This window comes from Methylomonas sp. MS20 (assembly GCF_050275925.1).
GTDB lineage: Bacteria > Pseudomonadota > Gammaproteobacteria > Methylococcales > Methylomonadaceae > Methylomonas > Methylomonas koyamae_A.
Window position 1 is genome coordinate 3079836 of record NZ_CP189962.1, and the last position, 26769, is coordinate 3106604.

At 58.2% G+C, this 26769-nt stretch carries 32 protein-coding genes; 27 read left to right on the forward strand and 5 right to left on the reverse strand.

Annotated elements, in window-relative coordinates; genetic code table 11:
• The first annotated feature begins 128 nt into the window (after nucleotides 1–128).
• From ACQE3D_RS13725 to ACQE3D_RS13800, 16 genes are all read left to right on the forward strand, one after another.
• Nucleotides 129–803: a response regulator gene (locus tag ACQE3D_RS13725; protein WP_064030099.1), complete on the forward strand. Its 675-nt coding sequence runs from the start codon at nucleotides 129–131 to the stop codon at nucleotides 801–803.
• 241 nt (nucleotides 804–1044) lie between these two features.
• The gene (gene rpe, locus ACQE3D_RS13730) at nucleotides 1045–1716 is read left to right on the forward strand and encodes a ribulose-phosphate 3-epimerase (protein ID WP_071158193.1); all 672 of its coding nucleotides are present in this window, start codon (nucleotides 1045–1047) and stop codon (nucleotides 1714–1716) included.
• A gap of 304 nt (nucleotides 1717–2020) precedes the next feature.
• Nucleotides 2021–2671 (forward strand): DUF2076 domain-containing protein, encoded by a 651-nt coding sequence (locus ACQE3D_RS13735; RefSeq protein WP_313730084.1) that lies wholly within the window; start codon nucleotides 2021–2023, stop codon nucleotides 2669–2671.
• 420 nt (nucleotides 2672–3091) lie between these two features.
• A complete protein-coding gene (locus tag ACQE3D_RS13740) occupies nucleotides 3092–3367 on the forward strand; it encodes a hypothetical protein (RefSeq protein WP_064030092.1) in 276 nt (91 codons plus the stop codon).
• A gap of 30 nt (nucleotides 3368–3397) precedes the next feature.
• Nucleotides 3398–3583: a hemin uptake protein HemP gene (gene hemP, locus ACQE3D_RS13745; protein WP_064030090.1), complete on the forward strand. Its 186-nt coding sequence runs from the start codon at nucleotides 3398–3400 to the stop codon at nucleotides 3581–3583.
• A 74-nt stretch (nucleotides 3584–3657) separates the two neighbouring features.
• Nucleotides 3658–4449, forward strand: coding sequence for an energy transducer TonB (locus tag ACQE3D_RS13750; protein ID WP_313730083.1), 792 nt, complete (start codon nucleotides 3658–3660; stop codon nucleotides 4447–4449).
• 3 nt (nucleotides 4450–4452) lie between these two features.
• Complete coding sequence (locus ACQE3D_RS13755) at nucleotides 4453–5184, forward strand: MotA/TolQ/ExbB proton channel family protein (protein ID WP_313730082.1); 732 nt, start codon at nucleotides 4453–4455, stop codon at nucleotides 5182–5184.
• Nucleotides 5184–5606, forward strand: a complete 423-nt coding sequence (locus ACQE3D_RS13760) for an ExbD/TolR family protein (protein WP_313730081.1) — start codon at nucleotides 5184–5186, stop codon at nucleotides 5604–5606. Before ACQE3D_RS13755 ends, ACQE3D_RS13760 begins: the two co-directional genes overlap by 1 nt.
• 730 nt (nucleotides 5607–6336) lie before the next feature.
• On the forward strand, nucleotides 6337–8760 hold the full coding sequence (locus ACQE3D_RS13765) for a TonB-dependent hemoglobin/transferrin/lactoferrin family receptor (RefSeq protein ID WP_313730080.1): 2424 nt from the start codon (nucleotides 6337–6339) through the stop codon (nucleotides 8758–8760).
• 11 nt (nucleotides 8761–8771) lie between these two features.
• Entirely contained in the window at nucleotides 8772–9020 is a 249-nt protein-coding gene (locus tag ACQE3D_RS13770; RefSeq protein WP_064030080.1) for a hypothetical protein, read from the forward strand.
• A 146-nt stretch (nucleotides 9021–9166) separates the two neighbouring features.
• Nucleotides 9167–9904, forward strand: a complete 738-nt coding sequence (locus tag ACQE3D_RS13775; protein ID WP_071158181.1) for a hypothetical protein — start codon at nucleotides 9167–9169, stop codon at nucleotides 9902–9904.
• Nucleotides 9905–9975: 71 nt separating this feature from the next.
• Complete coding sequence (locus tag ACQE3D_RS13780; protein WP_313730079.1) at nucleotides 9976–11121, forward strand: ChuX/HutX family heme-like substrate-binding protein; 1146 nt, start codon at nucleotides 9976–9978, stop codon at nucleotides 11119–11121.
• A 39-nt stretch (nucleotides 11122–11160) separates the two neighbouring features.
• Entirely contained in the window at nucleotides 11161–11697 is a 537-nt protein-coding gene (locus ACQE3D_RS13785) for a HugZ family protein (protein WP_313730078.1), read from the forward strand.
• Between the two features lie 167 nt (nucleotides 11698–11864).
• Complete coding sequence (locus tag ACQE3D_RS13790; RefSeq protein WP_313730077.1) at nucleotides 11865–12881, forward strand: heme/hemin ABC transporter substrate-binding protein; 1017 nt, start codon at nucleotides 11865–11867, stop codon at nucleotides 12879–12881.
• Entirely contained in the window at nucleotides 12878–13972 is a 1095-nt protein-coding gene (locus ACQE3D_RS13795; RefSeq protein ID WP_313730075.1) for a FecCD family ABC transporter permease, read from the forward strand. Before ACQE3D_RS13790 ends, ACQE3D_RS13795 begins: the two co-directional genes overlap by 4 nt.
• A 1-nt stretch (nucleotide 13973) precedes the next feature.
• Nucleotides 13974–14789, forward strand: coding sequence for a heme ABC transporter ATP-binding protein (locus ACQE3D_RS13800; protein ID WP_313730074.1), 816 nt, complete (start codon nucleotides 13974–13976; stop codon nucleotides 14787–14789).
• Nucleotides 14790–14938: 149 nt separating this feature from the next.
• Here ACQE3D_RS13800 and ACQE3D_RS13805 read toward each other — a convergent pair whose 3' ends face one another.
• Complete coding sequence (locus ACQE3D_RS13805; protein WP_313730073.1) at nucleotides 14939–15175, reverse strand: hypothetical protein; 237 nt, start codon at nucleotides 15173–15175, stop codon at nucleotides 14939–14941.
• Between the two features lie 80 nt (nucleotides 15176–15255).
• On the opposite strand from ACQE3D_RS13805, the gene ACQE3D_RS13810 reads away from it, so the two are divergent.
• From ACQE3D_RS13810 to ACQE3D_RS13845, 8 genes are all read left to right on the forward strand, one after another.
• Complete coding sequence (locus tag ACQE3D_RS13810) at nucleotides 15256–16044, forward strand: hypothetical protein (RefSeq protein WP_313730072.1); 789 nt, start codon at nucleotides 15256–15258, stop codon at nucleotides 16042–16044.
• A gap of 206 nt (nucleotides 16045–16250) precedes the next feature.
• Complete coding sequence (locus ACQE3D_RS13815) at nucleotides 16251–16625, forward strand: hypothetical protein (RefSeq protein ID WP_313730070.1); 375 nt, start codon at nucleotides 16251–16253, stop codon at nucleotides 16623–16625.
• Nucleotides 16626–16877: 252 nt separating this feature from the next.
• Nucleotides 16878–17393, forward strand: a complete 516-nt coding sequence (locus ACQE3D_RS13820; RefSeq protein ID WP_313730069.1) for a M50 family metallopeptidase — start codon at nucleotides 16878–16880, stop codon at nucleotides 17391–17393.
• Between the two features lie 355 nt (nucleotides 17394–17748).
• Nucleotides 17749–18036: an SCO4402 family protein gene (locus tag ACQE3D_RS13825; RefSeq protein ID WP_313730067.1), complete on the forward strand. Its 288-nt coding sequence runs from the start codon at nucleotides 17749–17751 to the stop codon at nucleotides 18034–18036.
• A 51-nt stretch (nucleotides 18037–18087) separates the two neighbouring features.
• Complete coding sequence (locus ACQE3D_RS13830) at nucleotides 18088–18495, forward strand: transposase (RefSeq protein ID WP_231883784.1); 408 nt, start codon at nucleotides 18088–18090, stop codon at nucleotides 18493–18495.
• On the forward strand, nucleotides 18471–18821 hold the full coding sequence (tnpB, locus tag ACQE3D_RS13835; RefSeq protein ID WP_313727828.1) for an IS66 family insertion sequence element accessory protein TnpB: 351 nt from the start codon (nucleotides 18471–18473) through the stop codon (nucleotides 18819–18821). The genes ACQE3D_RS13830 and tnpB overlap by 25 nt, the downstream gene beginning before the upstream one ends.
• A gap of 31 nt (nucleotides 18822–18852) precedes the next feature.
• On the forward strand, nucleotides 18853–20412 hold the full coding sequence (tnpC, locus tag ACQE3D_RS13840) for an IS66 family transposase (RefSeq protein WP_313728405.1): 1560 nt from the start codon (nucleotides 18853–18855) through the stop codon (nucleotides 20410–20412).
• A gap of 1026 nt (nucleotides 20413–21438) precedes the next feature.
• Entirely contained in the window at nucleotides 21439–22059 is a 621-nt protein-coding gene (locus ACQE3D_RS13845; RefSeq protein ID WP_064030057.1) for a hypothetical protein, read from the forward strand.
• A 355-nt stretch (nucleotides 22060–22414) separates the two neighbouring features.
• On the opposite strand, the gene ACQE3D_RS13850 is transcribed toward ACQE3D_RS13845, so the two are convergent.
• From ACQE3D_RS13850 to ACQE3D_RS13865, 4 genes are all read right to left on the reverse strand, one after another.
• A complete protein-coding gene (locus tag ACQE3D_RS13850; RefSeq protein WP_313730066.1) occupies nucleotides 22415–22981 on the reverse strand; it encodes a hypothetical protein in 567 nt (188 codons plus the stop codon).
• Nucleotides 22982–23003: 22 nt separating this feature from the next.
• Nucleotides 23004–24128, reverse strand: coding sequence for a hypothetical protein (locus ACQE3D_RS13855; protein WP_313730064.1), 1125 nt, complete (start codon nucleotides 24126–24128; stop codon nucleotides 23004–23006).
• 877 nt (nucleotides 24129–25005) lie between these two features.
• Nucleotides 25006–25296 carry a hypothetical protein gene (locus tag ACQE3D_RS13860; RefSeq protein WP_313730063.1) on the reverse strand — a complete coding sequence of 97 codons (291 nt, stop codon included), beginning with the start codon at nucleotides 25294–25296 and terminating at the stop codon, nucleotides 25006–25008.
• 34 nt (nucleotides 25297–25330) lie between these two features.
• On the reverse strand, nucleotides 25331–25606 hold the full coding sequence (locus ACQE3D_RS13865; protein ID WP_409521117.1) for a tyrosine-type recombinase/integrase: 276 nt from the start codon (nucleotides 25604–25606) through the stop codon (nucleotides 25331–25333).
• A gap of 140 nt (nucleotides 25607–25746) precedes the next feature.
• On the opposite strand from ACQE3D_RS13865, the gene ACQE3D_RS13870 reads away from it, so the two are divergent.
• The 3 genes from ACQE3D_RS13870 (at nucleotide 25747) to ACQE3D_RS13880 (ending at nucleotide 26746) form a co-directional block, all read left to right on the forward strand.
• Nucleotides 25747–26070, forward strand: coding sequence for a type II toxin-antitoxin system RelE/ParE family toxin (locus tag ACQE3D_RS13870; protein ID WP_168029364.1), 324 nt, complete (start codon nucleotides 25747–25749; stop codon nucleotides 26068–26070).
• Nucleotides 26063–26347, forward strand: a complete 285-nt coding sequence (locus tag ACQE3D_RS13875) for a helix-turn-helix domain-containing protein (RefSeq protein ID WP_071158158.1) — start codon at nucleotides 26063–26065, stop codon at nucleotides 26345–26347. The genes ACQE3D_RS13870 and ACQE3D_RS13875 overlap by 8 nt, the downstream gene beginning before the upstream one ends.
• A gap of 138 nt (nucleotides 26348–26485) precedes the next feature.
• On the forward strand, nucleotides 26486–26746 hold the full coding sequence (locus ACQE3D_RS13880) for an ogr/Delta-like zinc finger family protein (protein WP_313730062.1): 261 nt from the start codon (nucleotides 26486–26488) through the stop codon (nucleotides 26744–26746).
• The last annotated feature ends 23 nt before the right edge of the window (nucleotides 26747–26769 follow it).

Here is a 26769-nt window from a genome sequence, read left to right on the forward strand (position 1 = left end):
GCTCCCATAGTCCGAATCGACGAAAACGGGCATCATGACCATGGGCGGCATCGAAGCCGCTGTGCAAACCCGGATCCGACGCATCAACGCCGCCGGCAATCCAACCCACTTTTTTCCGGCTGAACTCAGTGAATCGTAAAATCAATGTCTTGCTGGTAGACGACCACGCGGTCGTCAGAACCGGTTATAAAACCTACCTAGGTCTATCGGAACGCATCGGCGAAATTTACGAGGCGGACCGTGGCGAAACCGCCTGCCAACTCTATTCCAAGCAGACGCCGGACGTGGTGGTCATGGATTTGTCGATGCCCGGATTGGGCGGCTTCGAGTCGATACGCCGCCTGTTGAGCCGACACCCGCAGTGCCGCATCCTGGTGTTCAGCATCCACAACGAGCTGGTTTACGTGACCAGGGCGATCAAAGCCGGCGCGAAAGGTTACATCACTAAAAACAACGAGCCCGACACCTTGGTGACGGCGGTGTGCACGATCGCCGAGGGCGGTACCTATGTCGATCCGGATATCGCCCAGCAGCTTGCGATCAATATGGCCGTGGACCAGGATGAAGAGACCAAGATCAAGGCCTTGTCGCCGCGCGAATTCGACATTTTCTGCCTGTTGGCGAACGGCTTGACGTCGCGGGAGGCCGCCGAAAAACTCTGCCTGAGTTACAAAACCGTTTGCAACCACGCGACCGCGATCAAGGACAAACTGGGCGTAAAAAATATGGCGGAACTGACCTTGCTGGCCAGCCGGCAAGGCATCGTCAAACCGGCGTCGGACATTAATACGGCTGTCGTCTGAGGGCGGGTATCGTTAACGCCCCCTCTCCTCGCGGAAGAGGGTTCTGTTTTGATTTTTACGACAGCCTCCAGAGGCGAAGTGACCTCGCACTCGCCCCATCCTCGAATCCCAGCTAAAAACCGTCCCGACACGGACTCGCCGAACCTAGCTAGCGCCCGGCTGACTACGGCCAAAAAAACCGAAATTCACCGCGAATACTTAATATAATGTCGGGTCTTCACCTCACCAACAGGATAAAAAAATGGCTGATAATCTGATTGCACCCTCCATACTTTCCGCCGACTTCGCGCGTTTGGGCGAGGAAGTCGTCAACGTGTTGAATGCCGGCGCGGATATTGTGCATTTCGATGTGATGGACAACCATTTTGTACCGAATCTGACGATAGGCCCCTTGGTTTGCGACGCGTTGCGCAAGCACGGCGTGACCGCGCCGATCGACGTGCATTTGATGATTGAACCGGTCGATCGCATCATTCCCGACTTCGCCAAGGCCGGCGCCAGTTACATCACCTTCCACCCGGAAGCCTCGCGCCACATCGACCGCAGCCTGCAAATGATCCGCGACCACGGCTGCAAATCCGGCCTGGTCTTCAACCCGGCCACGCCGCTGTCCTTCCTCGACCACGTCCTGGACAAATGCGACATGATTTTGCTGATGTCGGTCAACCCCGGCTTCGGCGGCCAGTCCTTCCTGCCTTCCGCGCTGCCTAAATTGCGCCAGGTCAGAAAAATCATCGACGACAGCGGTTTGGACATCCGCCTGGAAATCGACGGCGGCGTCAACACCGCCAATATCCGCGAGATTAAGGAAGCGGGCGCCGACACCTTCGTCGCCGGTTCGGCGATCTTCGGCAAGCCCGATTACAAAGCCGTCATCGCCGAAATGCGCGCCGAATTGGCGAAAGCCCAGTAAACCGTCTCTCCGGCGAAAGGACCGAGCCCGCAACGCTTACCCAGTCCGATTCGCTTCAGTCTGTCGCTGGCTTATGGCCGGCGACAACGTCTTCGCTTGGCCGACTCCCGTGCCCGGCTCAATGCGTGCCTGGCTCTAAGTTCACACCGCGTAATTCGTGACTTTCCCAACACCACGCGAGATCGCCGTGCTATTGAAAATCCGCCAGCCATCCCCAGATCGTTGGAAACTTTATGCCGAACCGGCAGTCAGTTGCGACACCGGCCGCGGGGCCGGCTTATTTTAACGTCAGGGAGCCATTCCGATGAATCCACAAGAACGCGATCAACTTACCCAGTTTTTGAAACCCTTGAGCGAATTCAAATTGACCGCCAAGGACGCCGAAGCCGAAGTGCTGATCGCCCAGGTAGTCGCGCGACAGCCGGATGCCGCCTACCTGTTGGTCCAACGCGCGATGTTGCAAGACCAAGCCCTAAACGCCGCGAAAGCACAAATCGCCGAGCTTCAAAACCAATTGCAGAACACGCCGCAACGCGGCGGATTTTTGCAAAACGACCCGTGGGCGCAACCGGCCGGCGCGGGCGTTCCGGGTGCCGGCAGCTACCAGCCCCCTAGAACGGCGGCAATGCCGTCGCAAGCGAGCAGTTTCGGCGGCGGTTCCAGTTTTCTCGGCAACATCGCCACCACGGCGGCTGGGGTCGTGGCGGGATCGTTTTTGTTTCAAGGTATCGAAAGCCTGTTGGGGCACCACGGTAGCGGCTTCGGCGGATCTGCCTGGGGAAATCACAACGGCGCCAACGAATTGATGCCGGAACAAACAGTCATCAACAACTATTACGGCGACGACGCAATCCAAACCGCCCAAGCGGACGATAATCGCAACGACTATTTGGTCGGCGACGATAGCGGCTATGACGCCGATGCCGTCGATGACAGCGATTCCGACTGGATTTAACCAGCACAGAGACCTTTCTTCGCGCGCCCGCCGATTCGTCGGGCGCGCCTCACCACCCCGTCACCAACAATCCGTTACCGATCGCGTCAGCAAACAGGCTCAGTCAGGTCCATTGCTGCCCCCTCCGTCACCGAAATACCCGCAACTCCGGCCATTTCCAAACTCACCGGGTACTAACTTACGGCGACATTCGCACACCAACGTAAACGCGTCGCTCTAAACCCTCGAATCCTGCAAACGCAAAGTCTTTTAAGCCCCTTTTACGATATCCCCCAAAAATTCCGCTTGACTCGAATTTGAGAATCATTATCATTTGTAACCGACAGTGTTCTCTCGTCCTGTCACGCCGCACCTGCACAACTTGAACACGTTAAACAGCGTGCGGCGTTTTTGATCATTTCCAAAGTTAGCGGAGGCATCATGTTCGACGATCAACTATCCAGCCCGGCCCACGGCCGTGAATTGACGCAGCTACACACGATGACCTGCTTGCTAATGACCCAATTCATCAACGGCCGGCATTGCCCGAAACTAGCGCACCGCATCGTCAGCCAGCTGGCGCTGCTGTTAAGCCATCCGCAATTGGACCATACCGCCGCCAGTCGCGATATGTATTTACAACTGCACGACCACTGGCAGCGCGTGACGGGCTTATTGCTTGATCGGCGGGACGGCGGCCTGCCGCGATACCAGTAAATTCGTCGCGACCCATTCCGGAAGAAACCTATGACTGAAACCAACACCAACCCAACGGCAAAAACCGCCGGCGCCAATGCCGAGGCCTTGCGCAACCGACCGCGACTGAACAGTCGCGCGCTGTTCGGCGCCCAAACCGAGATCGTCATTGAGCACCAAGGCGAAGAATACCGACTGCGCATTACCAGCAACGGCAAACTGATTTTGACCAAATAGCGCGTTCCATCCACCTCAGCCAGCCACCCTCCGGTAGCCAGCCAATCTTTTCCACCCTTGACGGAGAGGCTGCCATGTTACCGACCCACCGCTTACGTTCGCTATCCTGCCTGGCGCCGATGCGCTTTTTGCCGGCCGAGCGTCCGTATCAATCCGCGGCCATCACCGCACGCACCGCTGAAATCAACGAAAGCGGCTTAGGTTTGGTTTTGGCAATCGGACTGCATCTGACCTGGTTCGGCTTGATGCCGAACAGTGATACCCAACCATCGCCGACGCCGCCGCGCCCCATCATGGTGGAATGGATCAATAGCGCCCAACCGGCATCGGAGCCGCCGCAAGTCCAGCCAAAACCGCCGGTCCCGACACCGGCCAAGGCGGTCGCCAAAACCAAGGCCGCCGCCAAACCGCTCAAGCAACCGCGTCTAATCGCAGCGGCCAACCATGAATCCGCCTCAAGCGTCGCGCCGGAACCCATACCGGAATTGCCGCCCGCCGAATCCGCGCCAAACCCCGCAATCACCCCTTCGGCGCCCGCGCCGACATCCGCGCCAGCGGAAACCGCCAACGCCTCCGCGCCGTTGAGCCTACCTAACCTGAACGCCGATTATCTAAACAATCCGGCGCCTACCTACCCCCCCGCTTCTCGCCAACTGGGCGAACAGGGCAAGGTTCTGCTCCGGGTCCTGGTCAACGGCGGCGGCGGCGTCGACCAAGTCACGTTGCGCAAAACCAGCGGCTACGACCGCCTCGACCAAGCCGCGCTGGAAACCGTCAAACAATGGCGCTTCGTGCCCGCCAAGCGCGGCGAACAAACCGTCTCCGCCTGGGTCGTGATACCCGTTTCATTCTCTCTGGAAGGATAAACCATGGAACTTAACCAAAGCCTCAATCACTTTCTGAGCCAAACCGACAGCGTCGGGGCCGGCTTGTTCGGCCTGCTGCTGACGATGTCGGTGGCCAGTTGGTATTTCATCGTCGTGAAAGCGTGGCGCGCCGTGCGCGTGCGGCGCCAGGCCGACGACTTCCTACGTCGATTCTGGAACGCGGACACCTTATCCGAGGTCGCGAGCCAGGTACGAGGCCGCGATCCATTCAGCAACCTAACCCGGCATGCGCTGGCGGCCAGCCAGCACCACGCCCGCCACGGCCACGGCTTGCAACAAGCCGGCTCGGCGAGCGACTTCCTGACCCGAGCCATGCGCCGCACCATCGACGAAGAAACCGCCCAACTGGAATGGGGCCTGACTGCGCTCGCCTCGATCGCCAGCACCGCGCCTTTCGTCGGTCTGTTCGGCACGGTGTGGGGGGTTTATCACGCGCTGGTCGGTATCGGCCAAGGTGGACTGGCAACCTTGGACCAAATCGCCGGACCGGTCGGCGAAGCCTTGATCATGACCGGCCTGGGCTTGGCGGTCGCGATTCCGGCGGTGCTGGCTTATAACGACTGCGTGCGCGGCAATCGCCTATTGCTGTCGCGCCTGGACGGCTTCGCCCACGACCTGTTTGCCTTCCTGACCACCGGCAGCGCGCTGAATCCGGGCCAGATCCCCGCTCAGCCCATCGGCGCGGAACTGGCTTACGTCGGCGGAGAACGCTAATGGCATTCGGCGGCTTCGATAAACAGGGCGCCGGCGGTCACACCGTCGCCGAAATCAACATGATCCCGTTGATCGACGTGATGCTGGTGCTGTTGGTCATTTTCATGATCACCGCGCCGATGATGACCCACGCGGTGAAAATCGACCTGCCCAAGGCCAGCAGCATTCCGCAACGGCCCGAGCAGCCGCCGATCGCGTTGTCCATCGACGCGGACGGCGGGATTTTCTGGAACCGAGACGCCATCGACCGCGACGAATCTCGGCGACGCCTGGCGGAAATCGCCCAATCGCCCGAACAACCGGAACTGCATGTGCGCGCCGACCAAAACGTGCCGTACCGTTTCGTTGCCGAGACCTTGGCCGATGCCGCCAAGGCCGGCGTCACCCGAATCGGTTTCGTCTCCGAGCCGGAAAAACCTTAACCCGCGCGGCCGGACCGCGATCCGGCCAACCCGCCACCCAGCCTTCGACCGCCAGGTAGCCGAATACTCGAGGACAACGCTAGTCTCACGGAGCACGCATGCGAATTCCGATGTTATCGGTACCGCTCCCGGCGCGGAACCCGAGCACTGATGGCAAGGCTGCCGCGAACCGCCGTTTGAACAGCGCGGCGGTCGTGACTGCGACGGATGCCGACCAGGATAGGTCGGCCGACAAGGATGTCACCCTTCCGTTTGCCGCCAAGCCATCGAACGGCCCGACGACGCCATGGCGTCTCCGGCTGATAGAGAAAGTACCGATTTATTAATGCTACCTTGTCAGATTCTCGGTAGTGCTCGTCATTTCGGCAGGGATTGCCGAAATCCAGACCCCACGGACGGATCGAAGCTTGCCATCCATGGCACTGGATGCCCGCGTCCCGGCGGGCATGACGGCATTGCTTAAATCTGACAAAGTAGAATTAACCCGGCCCTTATAAACACCGTTCGCCCCGAGCCTGTCGAAGGGCACGCCAGCCTGGGCTTAGCCGAACCCAGCCCGAACGGAAATACCCGTGATAGATGGGGCCGCTTTATAAATCGGATTGGCCGACCGGCCAACTTGACGACGACACGGCCCAAACGGCCTGTCGACATTGTTTGACCTTTAACCCCGTCAGCCCCCTAGCCAGCGTGCCAGGCAGCCAGCGATTCCGACTGCTTGCGACAACACATGGTTGACATACACGAATTTTCGACGATACCCGCTATCCGACGCCGCTATCCGAAGCCGCTGCCCAAGCGGGATGCGCGGCATTGCCGGCTGTGCCTGATGCTGTGGCTGCTGGCCGGCCCGACACACGCCGAAGAGCCTTCCACGGACGCGGCGGAAGACCTCGAGCTACCGACAGTCACGGTCAAATCCGCCGCGGAAGTCCAAAAGACCGCCTCAGCCGGTACCCAATCGACGATAGAAGCGGCGACGATAGAGCAACGCATGGTCCGCGACATCAAGGATCTGATTCGCTACGAACCCGGCGTCAATGTCGGCAGCGATCCGCAACGTTTCGGCTCGACCGGCTTCACGATACGCGGACTAGGCGGCAACCGGGTATTGATGCAGATCGACGGCGTGCGCCTGCCGGATAGCTTCGGCATCGGCTCGTTCGCCAATTCAACCCGCAACGCGGTGGACATGGACGCGCTGAAAGCGGTCGAGATCGTACGCGGCAGCGGCCCGGCGGCCTATGGCGGCGACGCGCTGGGCGGCACCGTCAATTTCGTCACCAAGGACCCGCAAGACTATTTAAAGGTATTCGGCAAACCCAGCTATACCGGCCTGAAATTGCATTACAACACCACCGACAACCAATTCAGCCAAACCGGCACCGCCGCCGGCGCGCTGGGCGGCTGGGAGGGATTGGCGGTGTTCACCCACAGCCACGGCAACGAAACCGACAACCAAGGCGGCATCGACAGCCGCGATGCGCGGCGAACCCTACCCAGCCCGCAAGACAATCAGGGTTACAACCTGCTGGCTAAATTGCTGTACCGCTTCAACGACGACAACGTGCTGCGGATCAGCGGCGAATGGCTGAACAAAGTCTCGGAGTTCGACGCGTTGTACGGCCAGAATCTGGACATCAGCAACCGCTTCGTCAACCGGATGTTGACCGACGACGACCAATCGCGTTGGCGGCTGGCACTGGACCACACGCTGAAAGCCGTGCAAACGCCGCTGTTCGACCAAGTCTTCTGGCAGTTTTACACGCAACGCTCGGCCACCCGCCAGGTCACTTTTCAGGACCGGACCTCCAACGCCAACGGCCACGTATTGGTCGAACGCATCTTCGATTTCGATAACCAGGACTTAGGCGGCCAACTGCGACTGGACAAGCATTTCCAGTTCGCCGTCGGCGAGCACGATCTGCAATACGGCGGCCAGATCAGCAAAAACAGCGTGGCCCAGCAGCGCGACGGCACCCTAACCTGCCTGACCGGCAAACCGCGTCCGCCGCGCCAGGGCGGCGTCACCCCGGAGTGCGGCAACGGCAAGGGTACCGTCACCCATACGATACTGCCCGACGAATTTCCGGTGCGCGACTTTCCGCTCAGCACCGTTACCAAGGCCGGCGCTTACCTGCAGGACACGATAGGCCTATTCGACCGGCGCGTCGAACTGATCCCCGGCGGCCGTTGGGAATACTACCGGCTATTGCCGAAAAGCGATTACCTGTTCGAAAAGGCTTCGGCCCAAGCCGTCGCGGAAGGCGCGGCCCCCATCGTACCGACCATTAAGGACGCCGAAGCCTTTCTACCCAAATTCGGCGCGCTGCTGCATTTGAACGCCACCTTCACGCTGCACGGCCAATATAGCCACGGCTTCCGGGGTCCCAACTTCAGCGACAGCAATCTGGGCTTTACCAATGCCACCTTCGGCTACACCACGATACCCAACAGCGCCTTGACTCCGGAAACCAGCGTCGGCGCCGAAGTCGGCTTGCGCGGCCAGGGCGGCGCCGGCCAATTCGACGCGACCTTGTTCCGCAACGACTACGAGGACTTCATGTACGACGCGACCATCTGCGACCAAGGCAGCGGCTGCCAATACCTGACCTTTCAAACCGTCAACAGCCCCGATCCGATCCGCATGCAAGGCGTCGAATTCAAGAGCCAAGTATTTCTGGATTGGTTTTGGCCCGAACTGTCCGGCGGCAGCCTGCTGCTGAGCGGCTCCTACACCGAAGGTACCAATCTGCGTAGCGGCCGGAGCGACGATGTCGCGTTGCGTAAGATCAGTCCTATCAAGGGCGTGGTCGGCCTGCGTTACGATCGAGCCGCCGGCGATTGGGGCGGCGAACTGATCCTGACCCTGGTCGGCCCCAAGCAGGCGGCCACGGCGCCGGCCGACGCCAGCTATTTGACCAGCGGCTACGGCGTCGTCGATTTCAACGCCTATTACCGGATCAATCCGCACGTCAGCCTAAACCTGGGCGTGTTCAACGTCTTCGACAGCCGTTACATCGATTGGGAAGACGTGGACACCCAGGAAAGCAATCCGCACCGAAATTTGGGTCCGTTCGCCAATGCCGACATCCGCGACCGCTATTCCCGGCCCGGCCGCAACCTCGGCGTCACGCTGAAAATCGCTTACTGAAGAGAACCACGATGAATCATAGCCACCGGGCCAACGGCCCGAAAAAACAACTGGAAGCCTTGTTCGACGAACTGTTGCACCACGACGGCTTCGGCGAACTGCGCGTGGAAATGCGCCTGCTCAAGCGCGGCCAGAAGGAAGTCATCATTCATTGCGGCAAGCAATACCGCTATGTCGTGGATTTCCAGTCCCGCTACCGGCCGCCGACGGAACTCGCCGCGCCGCCGCGCGAGCGGGCTGGCCTGGACGAAACCTCATGAGTTTTTCCCATCCGCCACCGCCGATGGCGTCAGCCATCGTGGATCGCCGGCTCGGGGCCGAAGCGGCGGATCGTATATTCGGCAATACCCGCGCACCGTCTTCCTGGCGAAGAGCTGCGTTCACATTCATTCAAAGGACATTACCCATGAAACACTTGCATCAATCGACCCTGATCGCCAGCCTGCTGGCCGTTGCCGGCATCGCCAACGCCGATTACACCAACAATCCCGATCCCTACGCGGCCGGCTACGGCTTCGACACCCCGAGCGAAGCCGCTTGGGGCGGTTGGGATCGCGGCGACACCGGCACGCTCTACGCGGAATGGGACACCTTCGTCGACAGTTCCTACCCCGGCACTCGCACTGCCGCGCCGGACGTCGGCAGCGCCGGCACCAGCAATGCCAATCTGGCCTGGAACAGCGGCACCTTCGTGGCCGGCTCGGGCAATCTGTACAGTTTCAGCGTCGTCGAAAACTTCGTCGCCTCGCTGAGCGGCAGTACTTCCGGCGCCACCCGCGCGGTGCTGCAATTCGAAACCTGGGGCGTCGAAGCCAATTACTCCAGCATTCTGCTCAACGGCGAGGCGCCGACCTATACCGCGCAGACCTACTACGATCCGGCCTACGACAGCTCGTTCGGCGCGGTCGCGCTGGTGCAGTATCTGGCCTTTTGGGATCTGCCGACCGCGGCGGCCAGCTATCAATTCACGTTCGGCAGCGCCGAACCCAGCCTGAGCCTGGGCCAAGTGGCAATCGACATCGGTCCGCTGACTACCTCGGGCGGACCGATTTCCAACGTGCCGTTACCGGCGGCGGTTTGGATGTTCGGTACCGGTCTGATGTCGCTGCTCTACGCGAACCGCCGTAACTCCCTGGCCGCTTGATGCGACCGCCGCCTTGCGCGAGCCCCCCGCCGCGCAAGGCGGCCCCTTCCTCGACCTGTAGGAGATTCGCTATGCTAAACACTCAATTGACCCAAGACGCCACCGCGCCGGACACCTTAAAAGCCGCATGGCGCGAATTGCTAAGTTGCCGGCCGCACCTGCGGATACGCGACGCGGCCGCCACGCTGGGCGTCAGCGAAGCGGAACTGTTGGCCACGGGCTGCGGCGACAACGTCATCCGGCTGCAAACCGGCGACTGGCCGGCGCTGCTGAGCGGCGTCGCCGCACTGGGACCGGTGATGGCGCTGACCCGCAACGCCGCCGCCGTCCACGAAAAAACCGGCGAATACGCTCGGCCGGAAGCCCACGGCCGGCTGGCGATCGTCGCCGGCCGCCGCATCGACCTGTGTCTGGCGCTAAGCGACTGGTATTGCGCTTACGCGGTCAGCGAAGCGTCGACCGACGGCCCGCGCCGCAGTCTGCAATTCTTCGGTGCCGACGGCGAAGCCGTCCACAAGATATATCTATTATCCCAACCCTTAAAGACCGTTCGCCCCCAGCCTGTCGAAGGACGAACGACCTCGGGCTTAGACGAACCGAGCCCGAACGGAATGCCCTCGAGCAATCGGGCCGGGGTCATAAACCAAGGCGCGAATATCCAAGCCTATTGGGATCTAGTCGAGCGCTTTCGCGCCGCCGATCAGTCGACACGGCTGGAACTGCCCGCCACCGCGCCCGGCGCGCCGTGGCTAAACCCGCAGCCGGAGTTGCCGGCCCAATGGCAGCGCTGGACCGCATTGTGGCGCCACGCCGAAACCCGGCAAGCGGCCGCGTGCCTGCCGGCCGGGCTGTTTCGGGATTTCGTCGGTCGACTGGCGCAAGCCTTGCTGCCTATCCACATCCTGACCGCCAGCCGCGCCGCGTTGCAAGTCCATGCCGGCCCGGTGCAAAACCTGCGGATTACCGGTCCCTGGTTCAACATCCTCGATCCCCAGTTCAATCTGCATTTAAACGAGACCGCCATCGATCACTTGGCGATCGCCGAACTAGCCTTCCGCCACCAACGCTTTAGCGGCCTGCTGCTGCGCGACGGCGCCGGCCGAACCGTCGCGGCGCTATGCGGCGAATTCGACGAAGACGCCGGCGAGAGTCCGCCGTGGCGCGACTTCCTGGCGGCACTACAGCGCTCGGCATCCCCAAGACCAACCCAGGTCTAGCCCGACCACTTTGTCATTTTTTCCCGGAGAACTTTTATCATGAACCACCCAAACATCGATCTCGACCAAGTCCGCGCCGCCTGTCAAGCCCTGCCGCAAAGCTTCGACTCGGTGCTGATGGCGACCGTCGGCGCCGCCGGCGAACCGGAAGCCAGTTACGCCGCCTACGTGCGCCACGACGGCGACTACTACATCTACGTCAGCGAACTATCCGCCCATACCCGTAACCTGCTCGACAACGGCAAAGTCTGTCTGCTGTTCGTCGAGGACGAAGCCAAGGCCGCGCACTTGTTCGCCCGCCAGCGCGTGACCTACCACTGCGCCGCCGCCGAAATCGACCGCGATACCGCATCCTTCGAATACCTGATGAGTCTGTTCGAGGAAAAATTCGGCGCCTTCATCCGCCAATTGCGAAAAATGCAGGACTTTCATTTGTTCCGGATACGGCCGCAACGCGGCAGTTTCGTGCAAGGTTTCGCCCAGGCGTTCGCGATCGAAGGCGACGACTTGGCGCAAATCCGCCACGTCAACGACGTCGGCCACCAGACCCGCGAACCGGCCGAAGCGCCGGCATAGGCGGAGCGACTTTAGCCGCGAGCGAGGCAGCCTATCAATCCTGCCATTAAATACCGTTCGTCCTGAGCCTGTCGAAGGGCGAACTACCTCGAGCTTCGACGAACCCAGCCCGAACGGAACACCAGGGATAAATAGGGCCTATGAATGAATCAAACGAAAAACCCAACATGAAACAGACTACATCCCTATTGATCCGGCCTAGTGAAGTTTTAATATCCGTTCGCCTTGAGCCTGTCGAAAGGCGGCTTGTACTTCTACCAAATCAGCACGAACGGTTCACACAGTTAAGGGCCGGATCAATAAGCCATAAACTTGCGCGAGCCGCCTGCGCGGCCCTCTTTTGGCTAACCGCCGCCGCGCCGGCCGACGCCACCGTTCCGAGCCGCATCGTCTCGGTCGGCGGCGCGCTGACCGAAATCGTCTACGCCCTAGACGGCGCCGAGCGCCTGGTCGGCGTCGACAGCACCAGCCTGATCCCGGCCGCCGCCCAGGCGCTGCCGCAAGTCGGCTACATGCGCACGCTGTCGGCCGAAGGCGTGTTGTCGCTAAACCCGGACCTGGTGCTGGCCAGCGCCCACGCCGGCCCGCCGGCGGTGCTGGAGCAATTGCGCGCGGCCGGCGTGCAAATTCAAACGCTAGCCGAGGACTATTCCGCCGCGGGCATCGCCGCCAAAATCGGCGCCATCGCCGCCTTGCTGGAACAGCCCGAACGCGGCCGGGAACTGGCCGATCAAGTGCAAGCCGACTTCGATCGACTGGCGCAATGGCGCGCGCAAAGTCGTGAACACCCCAAAGTGCTGTTTTTGATGGCGGTGGCTCACGGCGCGCCGCTGGCTTCGGGACGCGGCACCGCCGCCGACGCGGTATTAACGCTGGCCGGCGCCGCCAACGCCGCCGGCGAACTGCAAGGCAACAAACCCATCGGTACCGAAGCGATGGTCGCCGCCGCGCCGGACGTGATTTTGTTGACCGACGTCGCCGCCAACGCCATCGGCGGTCTGGAAGCGTTCTACCGGCAACCCGGCATCGCCCACACCCCGGCCGGCCGGCAACGTAAAGTCTTTATCGTCGATACCCTGGCCTTGCTCGGCTTTGGCTTGCACAGTGGCCAGACCGTGCTGGAACTGGCCAAACGGCTGCACGGCGAACCGGCAGTTGCCGCCGACGTAGGGGCAGGCCGATGACCGTCCATGCCGTGATGGCGACGGCCGGACCGCGTCTTCGGCTAAAACCGAGCTTGAGCCGCGCCGGCCTGTGCTGGCTGCTGGCATTGCTGCTGGCCGTCGCCGCCTTGGCCTCGCTGGGCAGCGGCGCGGTCGCGATCTCGGCCGGCCAGGCCGCCGCCATCGTCGCCGACCGCTTCGGTATCGCTCTGCCCTGGCCGTTCGGCGCGGACCAGCAAGCGGTGCTGCTGGCGATCCGCGCGCCGCGCCTGGTGTTGGGTTTGCTGGTCGGCGGCGCCTTGGCCGCATCCGGTGCGGCGATGCAGGGCTTGTTCCGCAATCCGCTGGCCGATCCGGCCTTGATCGGCGTTTCCAGCGGCGCGGCGCTGGCCGCGGTGGCGGTCATCGTGTTGCGTGACAGTCTGTTCGGCGCCGTGGCTGGCGCATTCGGCGCTTATTTATTGCCGGTCGCGGCCATCGCCGGCGGTTTTGGGGTCAGTTGGCTGGTGTACCGGCTGGCCGACAGTGGCGACCGGCTGGACGTAGCCTCGCTGTTGTTGTCCGGCATCGCCATCAACGCGCTGGCCGGCTCGGCCACCGGCTTGCTGGTGTATCTGGCCGACGACGACCAATTGCGCAGCTTGACCTTCTGGAGCCTGGGCAGCCTGAACGGCGCCGGTTGGGACGGCGTTGCCATCGGCGCGCCGTTTTTACTGGCCAATCTGCTGCTGTTGCCGTGGCTGGCCGATGCCTTGAACGCCTTGCTGCTCGGCGAGGCCGAAGCCGGCCATTTGGGATTTCCGGTCGAACGCATCAAAACCGGCGTGGTGGCCTTGGTCGCGCTCGGCGTCGGCGCGGCGGTGGCCTTGTCCGGCGTGATCGGCTTCATCGGCCTGGTGGTGCCGCATCTATTGCGGCTGGCCCTAGGGCCGGACCACCGCTGGCTGTTGCCCGCGTCGGCGCTGCTCGGCGCCTTGCTGCTGATCTGCGCCGATGATCTGGCCCGCAGTTTGGCGGCGCCCGCCGAGATTCCAATCGGCATCGTCACCGGCCTGCTCGGCAGCCCGTTTTTTCTGTGGCTGCTGTTCCGGCAAAAACTGATGGGCCATTGACATGTTGCAAGCCATAGACTTGAGCCTGCGCGTCGGCGCGAAAACCTTGCTGGACGGCGTGACGCTGGCACTGCGCCCCGGCGAAGTACTGGCCGTGGCCGGCCCGAACGGCGCCGGCAAATCCAGCCTGTTGCGGGCCATCAGCGGCGAACTGGCGCCGTTCGCCGGCCAAGTGAGGATGAACGGCCGGCCGCTGGCGGAATGGCCGCCGCAGCGGGCGGCCTTGCTGCGCGGGGTGTTGCCGCAAAGTGCCGGGCTGGCGTTTCGTTTCACGGTGCGCGACGTGGCGCTGATGGGCCGCAGCCCGCAGCGCAAAAGCCACAGCGCCGCGCAAAACCGGGCCATCGCCGAACAGGCGCTGGCGATGACCGATACCGGCCATCTGGCCGAGCGCATCTACACCACGCTGTCCGGCGGCGAACGCCAACGGGTGCAACTGGCGCGGGTGCTGGCGCAAATCTGGGAGCCGCAAGACCCGCTGCACCGCTATTTATTGCTGGACGAACCGACCTCGGCGCTGGACCTGGCCCACCAGCACGCGGTGTTGGCCATCGCCCGCCGCTTCGCCGACGAACAACAGGCCGGGGTGTTGGCGATCTTGCACGACCTGAACCTGGCCGCGCTTTATGCCGACCGCATCGCGCTATTGCATCAAGGCCGGCTGGCCGCCATCGGCACGCCGGCGCAAACCCTGAACAGCGAGCTGATCCGGCAAGTATTCGCTTACCCGGTCAGCATCAGCCGTCATCCGCAAAACCCGGACGCGCCGTTGGTGATTCCGCGGCGGCAAGTGGTACCGGGCGTTCAGGAGCAATGAGTGATTAACCGAGCCTTCAAATACCATTCGCCCTGAGCCTGTCGAAGGGCACACCGCCTGGGCTTAGCCGAGCTCAGCTTAAACGGAATAACCGTGATCAATAGGACCGGAGCCACGTAGCAGGCACTCGATTACCCGGAATACCCGGTTTAACGTGTTCGGAGAAATGCGTTAACAAAAGCCGCCAAGGAAGGCGGCACCTTATAATTCAATCCTGCGGATTTATCCGGCATGGCAATGGTGTTATTGGGAGTAAAATCGAATAAACTGGCAGCGAACACTAGCCCGGCTGCAATCGGTCGATCCAGTGGTTCAATGACGCCGATCGCTCCGTTACCGGTCATCAGTTTTGAACTCTGAATGGTATACAGAAAGGAAAATTTCATGTTGACCCATCAGTTATTGAAAAAATGCGTATTGGCTTGGTGATATACGGAAATCGCTCAGTAACTAGTTGGACATAACCGTGAATGACCAGAACCGCGATGATGTCATGGCGCGACTCGAGAGGCTCGGCTTCGAGGTGCAGCCCATCCCCGAGACGTCAATATCGCTGCAGCCCGACTTGGTAACATTGTCGGACGGCGTCACGATGTACGTGGAGGTCAAGACTCGTTCCGAGGACCGAGTGCTGCGCGGTGACATGGAGGCAGTTCGAATTGGCCGGGAGGTTGAGATCCTGACCAACTTGGACAAGCACAACAGTATCTCGGCGGAGGTCAAGCATGCTAGTCGCCAGCTAGACACAGCCGCACAGTCGGACGACCTTAGACTCCTATGGTATCGGGCAGATCGCGGCCCTTTTGTCAGCGGCACCAAGGAGCAGATTGGGTCCAGCCTCTACGGCATGCGCATGGTCCTGGCTGATCGCCCATCGCACCCAAGGCGTCCGTGGCACTGTGCATATGCTGGCCATGCCGACTTCTTCCGGTTCCCCGAGATTGACGGCGTGATGATCGAGGTTGATGGCCTGATCAGCCTGTTCCTCAACCCGTTCTCTCCCCGCGCTGATGCCTTTGCTGTCAGTCGAATCGTCAGAGTTCTGGCAGCCGATGACGCCGTGTTCGACATTCAACGCGCTATCGCCGACGGCCAGATATTCTCGGCAGGTGGTGATGCACCCAGGCGCGACGATGCCGCACTCTTAGAGCACCTGGCGTCGAGGTACCCCGAAACTACTTTCGTTCGCTTCCTTCGCAGCGGCGGCGTGACAGTCATGACGACGATCGACGGCTCGAATGAGGCGTCCAATTAGCCCTGTAGGGTGGGCACCGGGTTTTGTGCCCACGCGGATTTGAATGGTGGGCAATTTTGCCCACCCTACCTCTATACGCTGACGGTAGGTTTGCTAACCGCACCGTTCGGGAAACGACGTACTTGCCTCCGTGCGGTTCGTTACCTCACCGCACGCTAAGACCTGCGCAAAAGCGTGCAGCCCCTCACTTTTACGTTAGGCGTCGAATGAAACACGGCCCCGCGTGGATCATCTTTGAGGAGTCCTATCAGACCCCTCAACGACTTGTCTCAATCTTGTCTCCCCGAAAGACCGTGCGTGATGTTGCCGCGTACGTCGAACAGCTTTATATTGACAGATCGAGTTCTCTGAGCGAGCGACTGAAATACAAGAAGTCTCGCAAATCCGCTGCTTATAAGCCGATGATAGAAGGCTCTGTCGTACATTGTGGCCATGAGCCGCATCTGGTTGCCATTTATGCTTACCAAACTAACATAAAGAACAACACGCTCGAATTCACCTATCGAATCATTATCAAGAGAGCGGAACATTCCAAGGGCGTGGTGTTTGAAGAAAGGAGCCAGTCGATTGAAGTCCTGTAGGGTGGGCACGGTTTTTGTGCCCACGCGGTTTAATGCGTGGGCAATTTTGCCCACCCTACCTCTGTTCGCAACATCCGCTGGCGTCGATACCGGTGAGCTTGCAAACCACAACGTTCGGGAAACCGTGTACTTTATTCCTTGCGGTTCGTTACCTCACCGCACGCTACGGCCTAACCACTGAGTTACTCAAAAAATAAGTATTTAGCTTGGTGACATACGGAAAATGTTTAATGACTAGTTATGCATAAATACATGGAAAACCGAATCCCAAAGAGCGGATATATAGGAAGGTTTTCAATTCGTAATGTTCCAATTTTTATCCATTGGACATTCCCGGTCGGAGGAGTATTTTTTGCTTTCTTTCTAGGAAATCCTACTTTAATTCGAGCTTTGCCATTAGTCGCTGCTTATATAATCTTGATCATTTTCCATGAACTTGGTCATGCCATAGCAGCAAAGATGTACTCTTCTAAAGTACACTGCATTCTCGTTACAGGCGCTGGCGGATGGTGTATTGCCGAGAAACCTAAGTCATTTTCGGCCTGTTTGTTGTTTTATGCTGGAGGAGTTATTGCCCAATTATTACTGCTTTTAGCAACTACGCTTTATATTGTGACGTTTGGGAGTCCTGAATCTAAGGTTCTTGGGCCATTTGTATTTGTATTTACATTGGTGAACGCCGTTTTAATTATTATAAATCTGATCCCTGCAGGGAAAAGTGACGGTATGCGGCTTGTTGCTGCGTTTAGGGAAAGGATTAATCCATAATCAGTTAAGGGCGAGTCCTGTAGGGTGAACAGGGTGTTTATGCCCACGCGGATTTTAATGGCGGGCAATTTTGCCCACCCTAACTCTGTTCGCGATATCCATTGGCGTAGATGCCGGTAAGCTTGCTTACCGCACCGTAAGCGAAACGGCGTACTTTATTCCCTGCGGTTCGTTACCTCACCGCACGCTACGGCCTTAACCCATCCGAGCAGGTAGATCCTGTCGTTGTAAGAAGCAATGGGCAAGTAATTGGGCGAGACGGAATTTCAATTGAAGTTTCTATTGCTGAAAACTATCAACAAGCTCATTTTCCATTGAGCGAATATGAAAACTAGGCTACTTGGAATTCGCCAAAATGAAATATCTCAATCTTAGAAATGAGCTTATTTTTTATTTAAAAGGTCTAAGTGACGCCGAATATCAACGGTCTTGTTGGATAAATCATGATTACCAAAGTGGTATCGAGTATGATGAATTTGATTTAGCTGTACATTTTTTGTTTGACGATACCACACTTTCTTCTGAGTCTGAGAGTTGGATCGGACTGTGCTTAAAGAATAAAGAAGAGGCTTTTAAAGTTAAGAGAGTATGTGATGCAATTGGAGTTATTTTCGTAAGCGGTCCTTTAACAGCATCTGTATAAACAGCTCGAAAGGAACGAAGATAGTGTCCACTTATAATCAGGTGGACACCTATGAAGGAGCATAACACGCGATTATCGCGGCCATTAATCGTGGGGCACGGGCGAGACGGCCGTTGCCTTTATGATCCGGAAGCCAAGCGGGAGCTAGTGAAAGTTTGCTTGCATTCGGGCACATCGGTTGCCAAGATCGCTCTGCAATACGGTATCAATGCCAATCTGCTGCGCAAGTGGATGGGGCATTACCGAGAAACAGGACATCCGAATCCGAACAGTCCATTAACGTTGCCGGCTTTTGTGCCCGTTCAGTCGCTGAGCGCAGAGAAACCGGCTGAGTCAGCGCTCAGTGCGGAGTTGCCCAACGGCGTTAAACTCGCGTTACAGCCTGTCGCACTGAGCGACCTGCCGGTGATTTTGAAGGCGTTGGCCGAGCTGCCATGTTTCGTTTCGACGCAGGATTGAAGGTCTACCTGCACCGCGAGCCGGTCGACGGCCGCAAGGCCATCAATGGTTTAGCGCTGCTGGTTGAGCAGGCATTAGGCTTGAATCCGTTCGAGCCGGCCATCTACGTGTTCAGCAACCGCCGGCGGGATCGGATCAAACTGCTGTTGTGGGACCGCACCGGTTTTTGGTTGATGCTCAAGCGGCTGGAAGCCGACCGTTTTCACTGGCCGAAAGAGGCAGCAGTTGTGATGTTGACGGTCGAGCAACTCCACTGGTTGTTAGCCGGTATTGACTTGGCCGCGATGCGGCCGCATCCGGCACGAACCTATACCCAAGTGGGCTGAAACGCGGATGTAAAGCCGGTAAAATAACGGCATGACGCCCACCATCACGCTGTCCACCGAAGACTACCAAGCCTTGCTGGCCGAGCAGCAACGGCTGGCGAGTCAACTGCGGTTGGTGACGGTCGAGCGGGATTTATTGAAAGAACGTGTGGATGCCTTTCTGCATAGGCTGTATGCCGCAAAATCCGAGGCGCGGGCCAATCCGGCCCAGCGCGACCTGTTCCTGAACGAAGCCGAAGTGTTGGCGCCGAACGGTGCTCCAATCGCCGAGGAAGCCACGCCCGAAGCGGTCGAGGTGGCCGGTCACCGCCGTAAGAAACGCGGTCGCAAACCGCTCGATCCGCATCTGCCGCGTGAGATCGTGCGCCATGAATTAGCGGAAGCCGAACGCATCTGTGCGCATGACGGTACTCGTCTGGTGGAAATCGGCGCTGAAATCAGCGAGCAGCTCGACATCGTGCCGCAACAGGTGCGAGTCATTCAACATCACCGCGTCAAATATGCCTGCCCGTGCTGCGATGAAAGCATTCGCGTGACGCCGGCACCGGTTCGCATCATCCCCAAAGGCTTACTCACCGAAACGGCATTAGCCTGGGTCGTCACCGCCAAATACCAGGATAGCCTGCCGCTGTATCGGCAAGCCGCGCTGTTGAGCCGTTTCGGCGGCGATCTGTCGCGCAACACGCTGGCGGCTAGCATGGTGCGGGTTGGCGACGCAGTGCAACCCATCATCAACTTGCTGCGCGACCATCTGCTCGATGCCGATCTGATCCTGGGCGACGAAACCGTGGTTCAAGTGCTCAAAGAATCCGGCCGAGCCGCGCAAAGCAAAAGCTATCTGTGGGCACAAATGACCGGCTCCGGACCGCCGATTCGGCTGTTCAGCTACACGCCGGGGCGCGGCGGAACGCATGCGCAGCCGTTGTATGAAGGCATCAAACCCGGCGCGGTACTGATGAGCGACGGCTATGAGGTGTATAACGCCATTGCAGCCAGCCGGGGTGCGATTCACCTCGGCTGTTGGGCGCATGCGCGGCGTTATTTTGTCGAGGCCGAAGCCGCCATTCCTAAAGCCGCGCGCGGCCCGGAGCAACTGGCGACGCAGTTTATCGCGGCGATGGGTGAACTGTACGCGATTGAAACTCAGACGGAAGACCTGAGCGTCGAACAGCGTGGGCAGCGGCGCCAGGAGCAAAGCCGACCGGTTTTGGTCAAAATCGAAGCCCTGCTGCTACAACATCTGCATGCGGTAATCCCCGGTAGTTTGCTGGGCAAGGCTTTGCATTACTTGTCATCGCAGTGGTCCAAACTGATCCGCTTCGTCGACAACGGCGCTTGGCCCATCGACAACAACCTCTGCGAAAACGCCATACGCCCCTTCGTGGTGGGCCGCCGCAATTGGTTGTTTTGCGATACGGTGGCCGGCGCCCGTGCCAGCGCTAATCTTTACTCGTTGATCGAAACCTGCAAGGCCAATAGCGTCGACCCTTACACCTATCTGGTCGATCTGTTCCGAAAGCTTCCCACCGCAAAAACTGTCGAAGAGTTCGAAGCGCTGTTGCCTTGGAATCTCGACGCCCTAACGGACTAATCGCACGCCAACGGTTAAGTCATTGTCCGTTTCAGTTCTAGTGCGTCCTTCAAAGATCGCTTACTTATTTTCGAAAAGTATGGAACCCTATTGAGCGATAGAGAATACGTTGCGCTGCCCGAATGGGAAATAGTTTTAAGTGCGGCGATGGATGCTCACAAATGTTTGGTCGATTCCGTTTAACAGGATTTTGAAGCCTGGTAAGGCACGGGTTTTGTGTTCACGCGGATTTGAACGGTGGGCAATTTTGCCCTACCTCTGCTCACGACTTCCGCTGGTGCAGATACCGGGGAGCTTGCGAACCGCACGGAATCGTCTCCGTTTTCTTGAGGGCCCCATCCTTAGAGCTAACCGGCTCGGCCGCTGTCCAGCAAAACTAGGTCGGGCAAAGCCACCTTGCCCATGCGCCTCCGCCGATACCCGGCTAGCTTGCCGCCATCGTCGAATACCGCCCCAGACGGCCGGAGTGCGGCGCCACGGGCTACCCGGTACGCGCTTACCGCTGAATTTTCCGCGCGGTAGCGCGAGTAAACCGTACGGTGGGGTACTCGAACCGCACGGTGGACGCCGGCGATGGCGCGGTCGGCCGACTCGACCGTGCGTTCTGACGCCTGGAATGCGCGGTGGAACCGACCGAGCATACGGTGGACTCGATTTACCGTGCGGTGGGCTGATTTTCCGGCGCGGCGGAACCGAAATACCGCGCGAATTTTCCGGCCGGCAGTAGCATGCGTTGGAATAACCGCGCCACGATTGCCAACGATGGCCGCGAACGCGGCTTGGCCGGCAGCGCCGATACCGGAATCGGTCCGAACCTTATAGCCTCTAGGTATATCCGCTGGCCGGTCGGCGCGGAGCTGCGACAATTGGTCTCACCCTAGTGATGCGCAAGCTGATCTACAATCCACTAAGACTTAGCTTATTCGCTAGTCTAAATCCCCTCTTCTTATCATCACTTCTCCGCTATTGACCAGCCTCCGCGCTAACGGTCAATCCCGGCGCTGTCCTTTTTTAAGGAGTCTTACCATGGCTAAATCCGATTATTTACCCCGCTCCGATGGCGAGCTGCTGCTTTGGCATGATCGTTTTAAAGACAATCTGATCGCATTAAAGGAAAAATTGGGCTTGTCCGATGACGATATTGCGGTGATCGTCAACGATAACGAGGCTTTGCACAGCAAAATTGCCGCTTCCAACATCAGCGCGGCGGCAGCTCAGCATGCCAATGCGGAGAAAACCGCGGCCTGTATTCAGTCGGGCGGTCATACCCGGATTTTGGCTAGGCGCATTAAAACGCTGAGCAACTATACCCAGGCCATCGGCAATCTGCTGGGCATCATCGGCAGCGAGTCCTCTCAGGATTTATCCGAGGCCAAACCGGTATTGAAAGCGATCGATCAAACCGGCGGGGTTGTGGAATTTAGTTTTTTGAAGGGCGGCAGCGACGGCATCAATTTGTACTGCCAGCGCGATAACGACGCGGAGTTCATGTTTCTGGCGCGGGAAACCCAGACTCACTTTATCGATAACCGCGCTCTGTTGGTACCGGGCAAGCCGGAATTGCGTCGCTATACGGCGGTGTATGTGCAAAAAGACCATGAAGTCGGCCAGTTCAGCGACGAATTGGTGGTCAATTGCGCGCCGTGACCGAAGGGATCGCGTTTGTGTAGCGCTACCCTGGCGCGGGTGAGCCGTGCATGCCGCGTCGGGGTCGGTTGGCTTAACGGGTTTGGCGGACTAATCGCCGCGCCTAAATTAAGTTTATCGGGGCTGACGACAATGACTCGTTTCGCCCCGCCGCCAATCCTAGCGAATCAATATGGAGTAAGGCCGTCGCGCTCGCCGGGAAGCGGACATCCTCGGCCAGGGACGGCAAACTCCCCCTCTGCGGCATCTGGATGTCGGCTTTCGCAGCCATACCCATAACAAAAAACCGGCGAAAAATTTTTGAAAGCCGCCGCCTCGGGTTTGGCGGCGGCGTTGGCTGAGCGGCTGCTTTAGTTCAACGGCGGTATGGTCGCCGCGAAATCCCTAACCCAGCCAGTGCCGAACCAAACAACCAGAAGGCCGCGGGTATCGGTATGGTATTGACGGTGATCGAAGCGTTTGCCGTTAACACATTGCCGTTGGAGAGCGTGTCGGTGTCGGGATCGAATGCGGGATTGAACGGGCTGCGGGCGAATAAGTCGTAGGTCAGTACGATCTGGCCGTAGGTAGTCCCTTGAGCGGCATCGTCGGCAATTTTAAAGCGGCCCAATCCGGTTTGGTTGCTGTCATCGAACGATTGTCCCCAGGCGGTACTGGCGCCAAAGCCCGGCCCTACGACGAAGAAATTATCGGGTGCGCTGATAAAGTCGGTAAAGGTACCCGGCGAACTCGAGGATTGAAATTCCGCGCCGGTCACGACCAGAAAGTTTTGGGTATTGGTCAGAAGGAAACCCCAACCCACGGTATCGCCTCGGTAACCTGCGATTGCGCCATTCGCGGGCTCCAATTGGAATGCGGTCGAGGCCTGGGTGCTTGGCAGTATGAATAACAAGCCGGCTAACAAGAATAGGCGTTTCATCATCAGAATATCTCCGAATTAACAATTAGCGGAATTGATTGGTCAAGGTTTTAGATCCGGATACTTCGCCGTCGTTACTGCTAAACGGAATGCTGACTTTAAATCTGGCGACGTTAGGGCAACCGTTGAAGTTGATGCTGGCCGTACCGCTCACCTGCGCGCCGGCCGGGATATTGCCAACGCCCAATGGGAAACTGGCTGGCGTGGTCACGGTTGGAGTACAAGCCGCGCCGGCGACTTGAGTGAGATTCAATGCGTCGATTTGGGCGTTTTCCGCCGGACAACGGCTATTGTTGCCGAGCGAAATCGTCCAGATACGGGCACTTTGGGTACCGGACTTTTTGCTGATGTTGGCCGATAGCTCGGGCAGCTCGCCTACTTGGCAATCCACCGGATTTTCGATGAATCGGTCGGAAAAATCGGTTTTGGCGTAATCGTAGGCAACCACATTGTCGACGATGTACTTGTCATAAGAGTTGCCGTCCGATTCCGCGCTACTACCCACAATAAAACCCGCGGCGGGAATGGCCGCCGGGTTCCATGATGCGGAACTGGAACTGATCAGTTGTCCGTCGCGGTAAACTCTCAATCTATCGCTACTACCGTCTATGCCATTGACATTCCAGGCAATCGCGGCGTGGAACGGCGTGCCGATTTGCGCGACAAACTGTTTGGGTTCGTTTGGGGTCAATATTCCAGCCGAGCCTATGCCGCCGAAAATACCCTGGCCGGTAACGCCGTCGCCCCAGTAGAGAAAAAAAGTATCCGTTTGTCCTGAATAGGGGTGACCAAGCAATCCGAAAACGCCGTAGTTGTAGGGTTCCGGCTGGGTGACCTTGGGGATGATCCACATCGAGATCGCGCCGCGTTGCGCGAGATTTCGCATAATTTGGCCTGGGAACTCAACCCAGTTCCAAAGGCCTTTACGAACGTAGCCGTTGCCGAATTTGCCCGGCTCGTAAGCGTAATTGCCGCCCATCAGCGTGCCATCCGGTCCTACTTCGCTATGGGTCACCTCGGCGTTACTCCCCAGTTTGTTCCATAACACCACATTACCTGTTTCGGCTATGCCGATGGTTGGGGTCGATAAACCCGGCACAATCAGCAGGCAAGCGACCGCAAGGCTTGGTTTGTGTTTGATCTTATTCATAAGAGCCTCCTTGATGGAGTAATGAAATGCGATTTGCCCAAATCCGTTGATACTGTCGGCCAGTCCGGGTGGGCAGGAGAAATTTAGACTTGTTGTAAAAACCAGGATGAAGCCAGACGCCTTTGCCGGCAACCCGCCGAAAAAAGCCAAAATGAGCGTCAAAAATTACGGTATTAAATATAGGGTAATTTAACCCCATTGACCAGCGTTTTCATTCAGTGGCTGGAAAACCGGCTAGGTGTGCTGGTTAATTGTGTTTTGCCGGGTTGAAATTACGTCCTTACAGTGGCCGGGCGATAGCAAAATCAGCCGGCAACTTGATATTGCCGATCGGCTTTCAGCCGACTCCGGGCGGTCATTGAATTTCGAAACGGCGGGCTTTGTGACGTTGCAGACAGCGCAAGCGGTGGGGAAGAAGGTTTCGCGGGCATTGTCGCTGTAACAGCACCTGCATTTGCTTGAAGTATTCTGGACAATAAAAAACCCGCTAAGCCAGACAGCTTGCGGGTTTTTGGACTTCGTTGCACTTGCGTGCATTAATCTGTGGTACGAGGGTCGGAACCTTAATATTCTTAAATAATTGATTTATATGTAATGATTTTTCAACACTTCAAATAAGGACACACTCAAGGACACAGCTCAATCTCCTGTCGGTTGCTTTTCGACAGAAAACAATCAAATCTCGATCGCGAAATTTGCCCTGATTTATCGCCTTCCCGATCCAGAAACCTTGATCTCTCGAATTCCTGAAATCTGCCAATTTGCGCCATTGAAATGTTTACCGTAGTGAGACGCCACGCGGCTTACAGTCTTTCGGTGGCGGATCGACGCAAATCCATGGAAAAAACATTTCGGCACTTAAAGCCATAAATATCAATTATTTAAGAAAAATCGCCGGTTTTTTCGGTGTGCCGTTTGGCCTGTCGAAATGGCGCAAACCGTCAATGATCGGCACTTTGTGAATTTTGCAAATCGGGTAAAAACGCTTCGCTTTGGTGTCTGCAAGCCGCTGCTTTCCTGGCTCTCCGGCAACTTGTCCCGGTTTAAGCCCTTCAAAACGAAATTCGCGTGCAATTTTTTGTGCAAAACCCGCGCAGGTGAGGATGAGTGAATTTAGCCGCTGGTAGCGGTGTCGCAGCGACTGTACCGGTACCGAGCAAGCCGCCATCAGATCCAGGTCGCGAACTCAGGACGTCGAGACGTTACGCCACTTGGGAAAGCCCTCGCGCAGGGTGGTTGGTAGATGAGTTGGACATAGGGTTGAGCAACACCGCATCCTTCAGATGATCCGGCGCCAAGTGGGCGTAGCGCATCGTCATGCTGATGTCGGCATGGCCCAGGATTTTTTGCAGGCTCAAGACGTTGCCGCCATTCATCACGAAATGGCTGGCGAACGAGTGCCGCAATATATGGGTGGCCTGTCCGCGTGGGAATGCCAGCTCGCTACGCTTGGCCGCGCGTCGGAACCGGCCCTTCAATTCAAGGGCGTAGGCCGCATACAGTGCATCGACGCGGGACGGGCAACGTGAGGCTGAAAGAAAAAAAATCGGTATTTAGCCATTAGTAGACTATCAAAATACCTTGATAAATATACAAACACCTTGATAATCTAACCCGCATGAAAAAACTGAGCTTTATCGGTTCCAGCCTGGACGACCTTAAAAACTTTCCCGCCGAAGCTCGCCGCGATGCGGGTTTTGAGCTGGATGCCGTGCAGCGTGGCGTCATGCCATCCGACTTTAAGCCGTTGCTGTCCGTCGGCCCCGGCGCGTACGAGATTCGCATTCATGTGCTGGGCGAGTGGCGGGTAGTCTATGTCGCCAAGTTCGATAACGCGGTGTACGTACTGCATGCTTTTCATAAGAAAACACAAAAAACGCGGCGCGAAGATATTGAGCTGGCCGCTCGTCGTTATAAACAACTGGGGAATATCGATGGATAAAGAACCTGTAATTGAATCATGCGGCAATGTGTTTGCCGACTTGGGCTTTTCGCCGGAAGAGGCCACCTTGCTGGCAATGCGCGCCGAGTTGATGGCACGGTTGCGCGAAACCATCACTGAACGCGGCTGGACGCAAATTCAGGCCGCCGAGCATTTAGGTATTGGGCAATCGCGCGTGTCCGATCTGGTACGCGGCAAGCGCGATAAATTCAGTCTGGACATGCTGGTAACGCTGGCTACCCGAGCCGGCAGACGGGTTGAATTGACGGCGGCATAACATGCCGCATCGAGTAGCGAGAGCGGCTTGAGTTTAACCCGCTTGCTGTATGGCGCGTTCGGCGTTGGCTGTATTCAGTGATTTTTTGCTTGCGCGGCGTATAGTTTTAAACCTCGCCCATTCATCCGGAACGCTCATATGACTGTCTATTGCTCCAACTGCCAACAAAAAGCCCGCATCACGTCCCGCAACAATCTGAACGACGAAAAAACCGTCGCCGATTTGTACTGCCAGTACCTCAATGTCAAGGAATGCGGGGCGACGTTCGTCACCATGCTAGGCTTTAAGCACTACCTCAACCCGCCGGCTCAGTCCACGCTGCAATTGGCGGCCAACTTGTTGAATACTCTCACCAAGGCCGAACGCGCTGCGCTGTTGCAAGGCATGCCACCCGGCTGATCGCCAAACTGGCTTCCACTTCA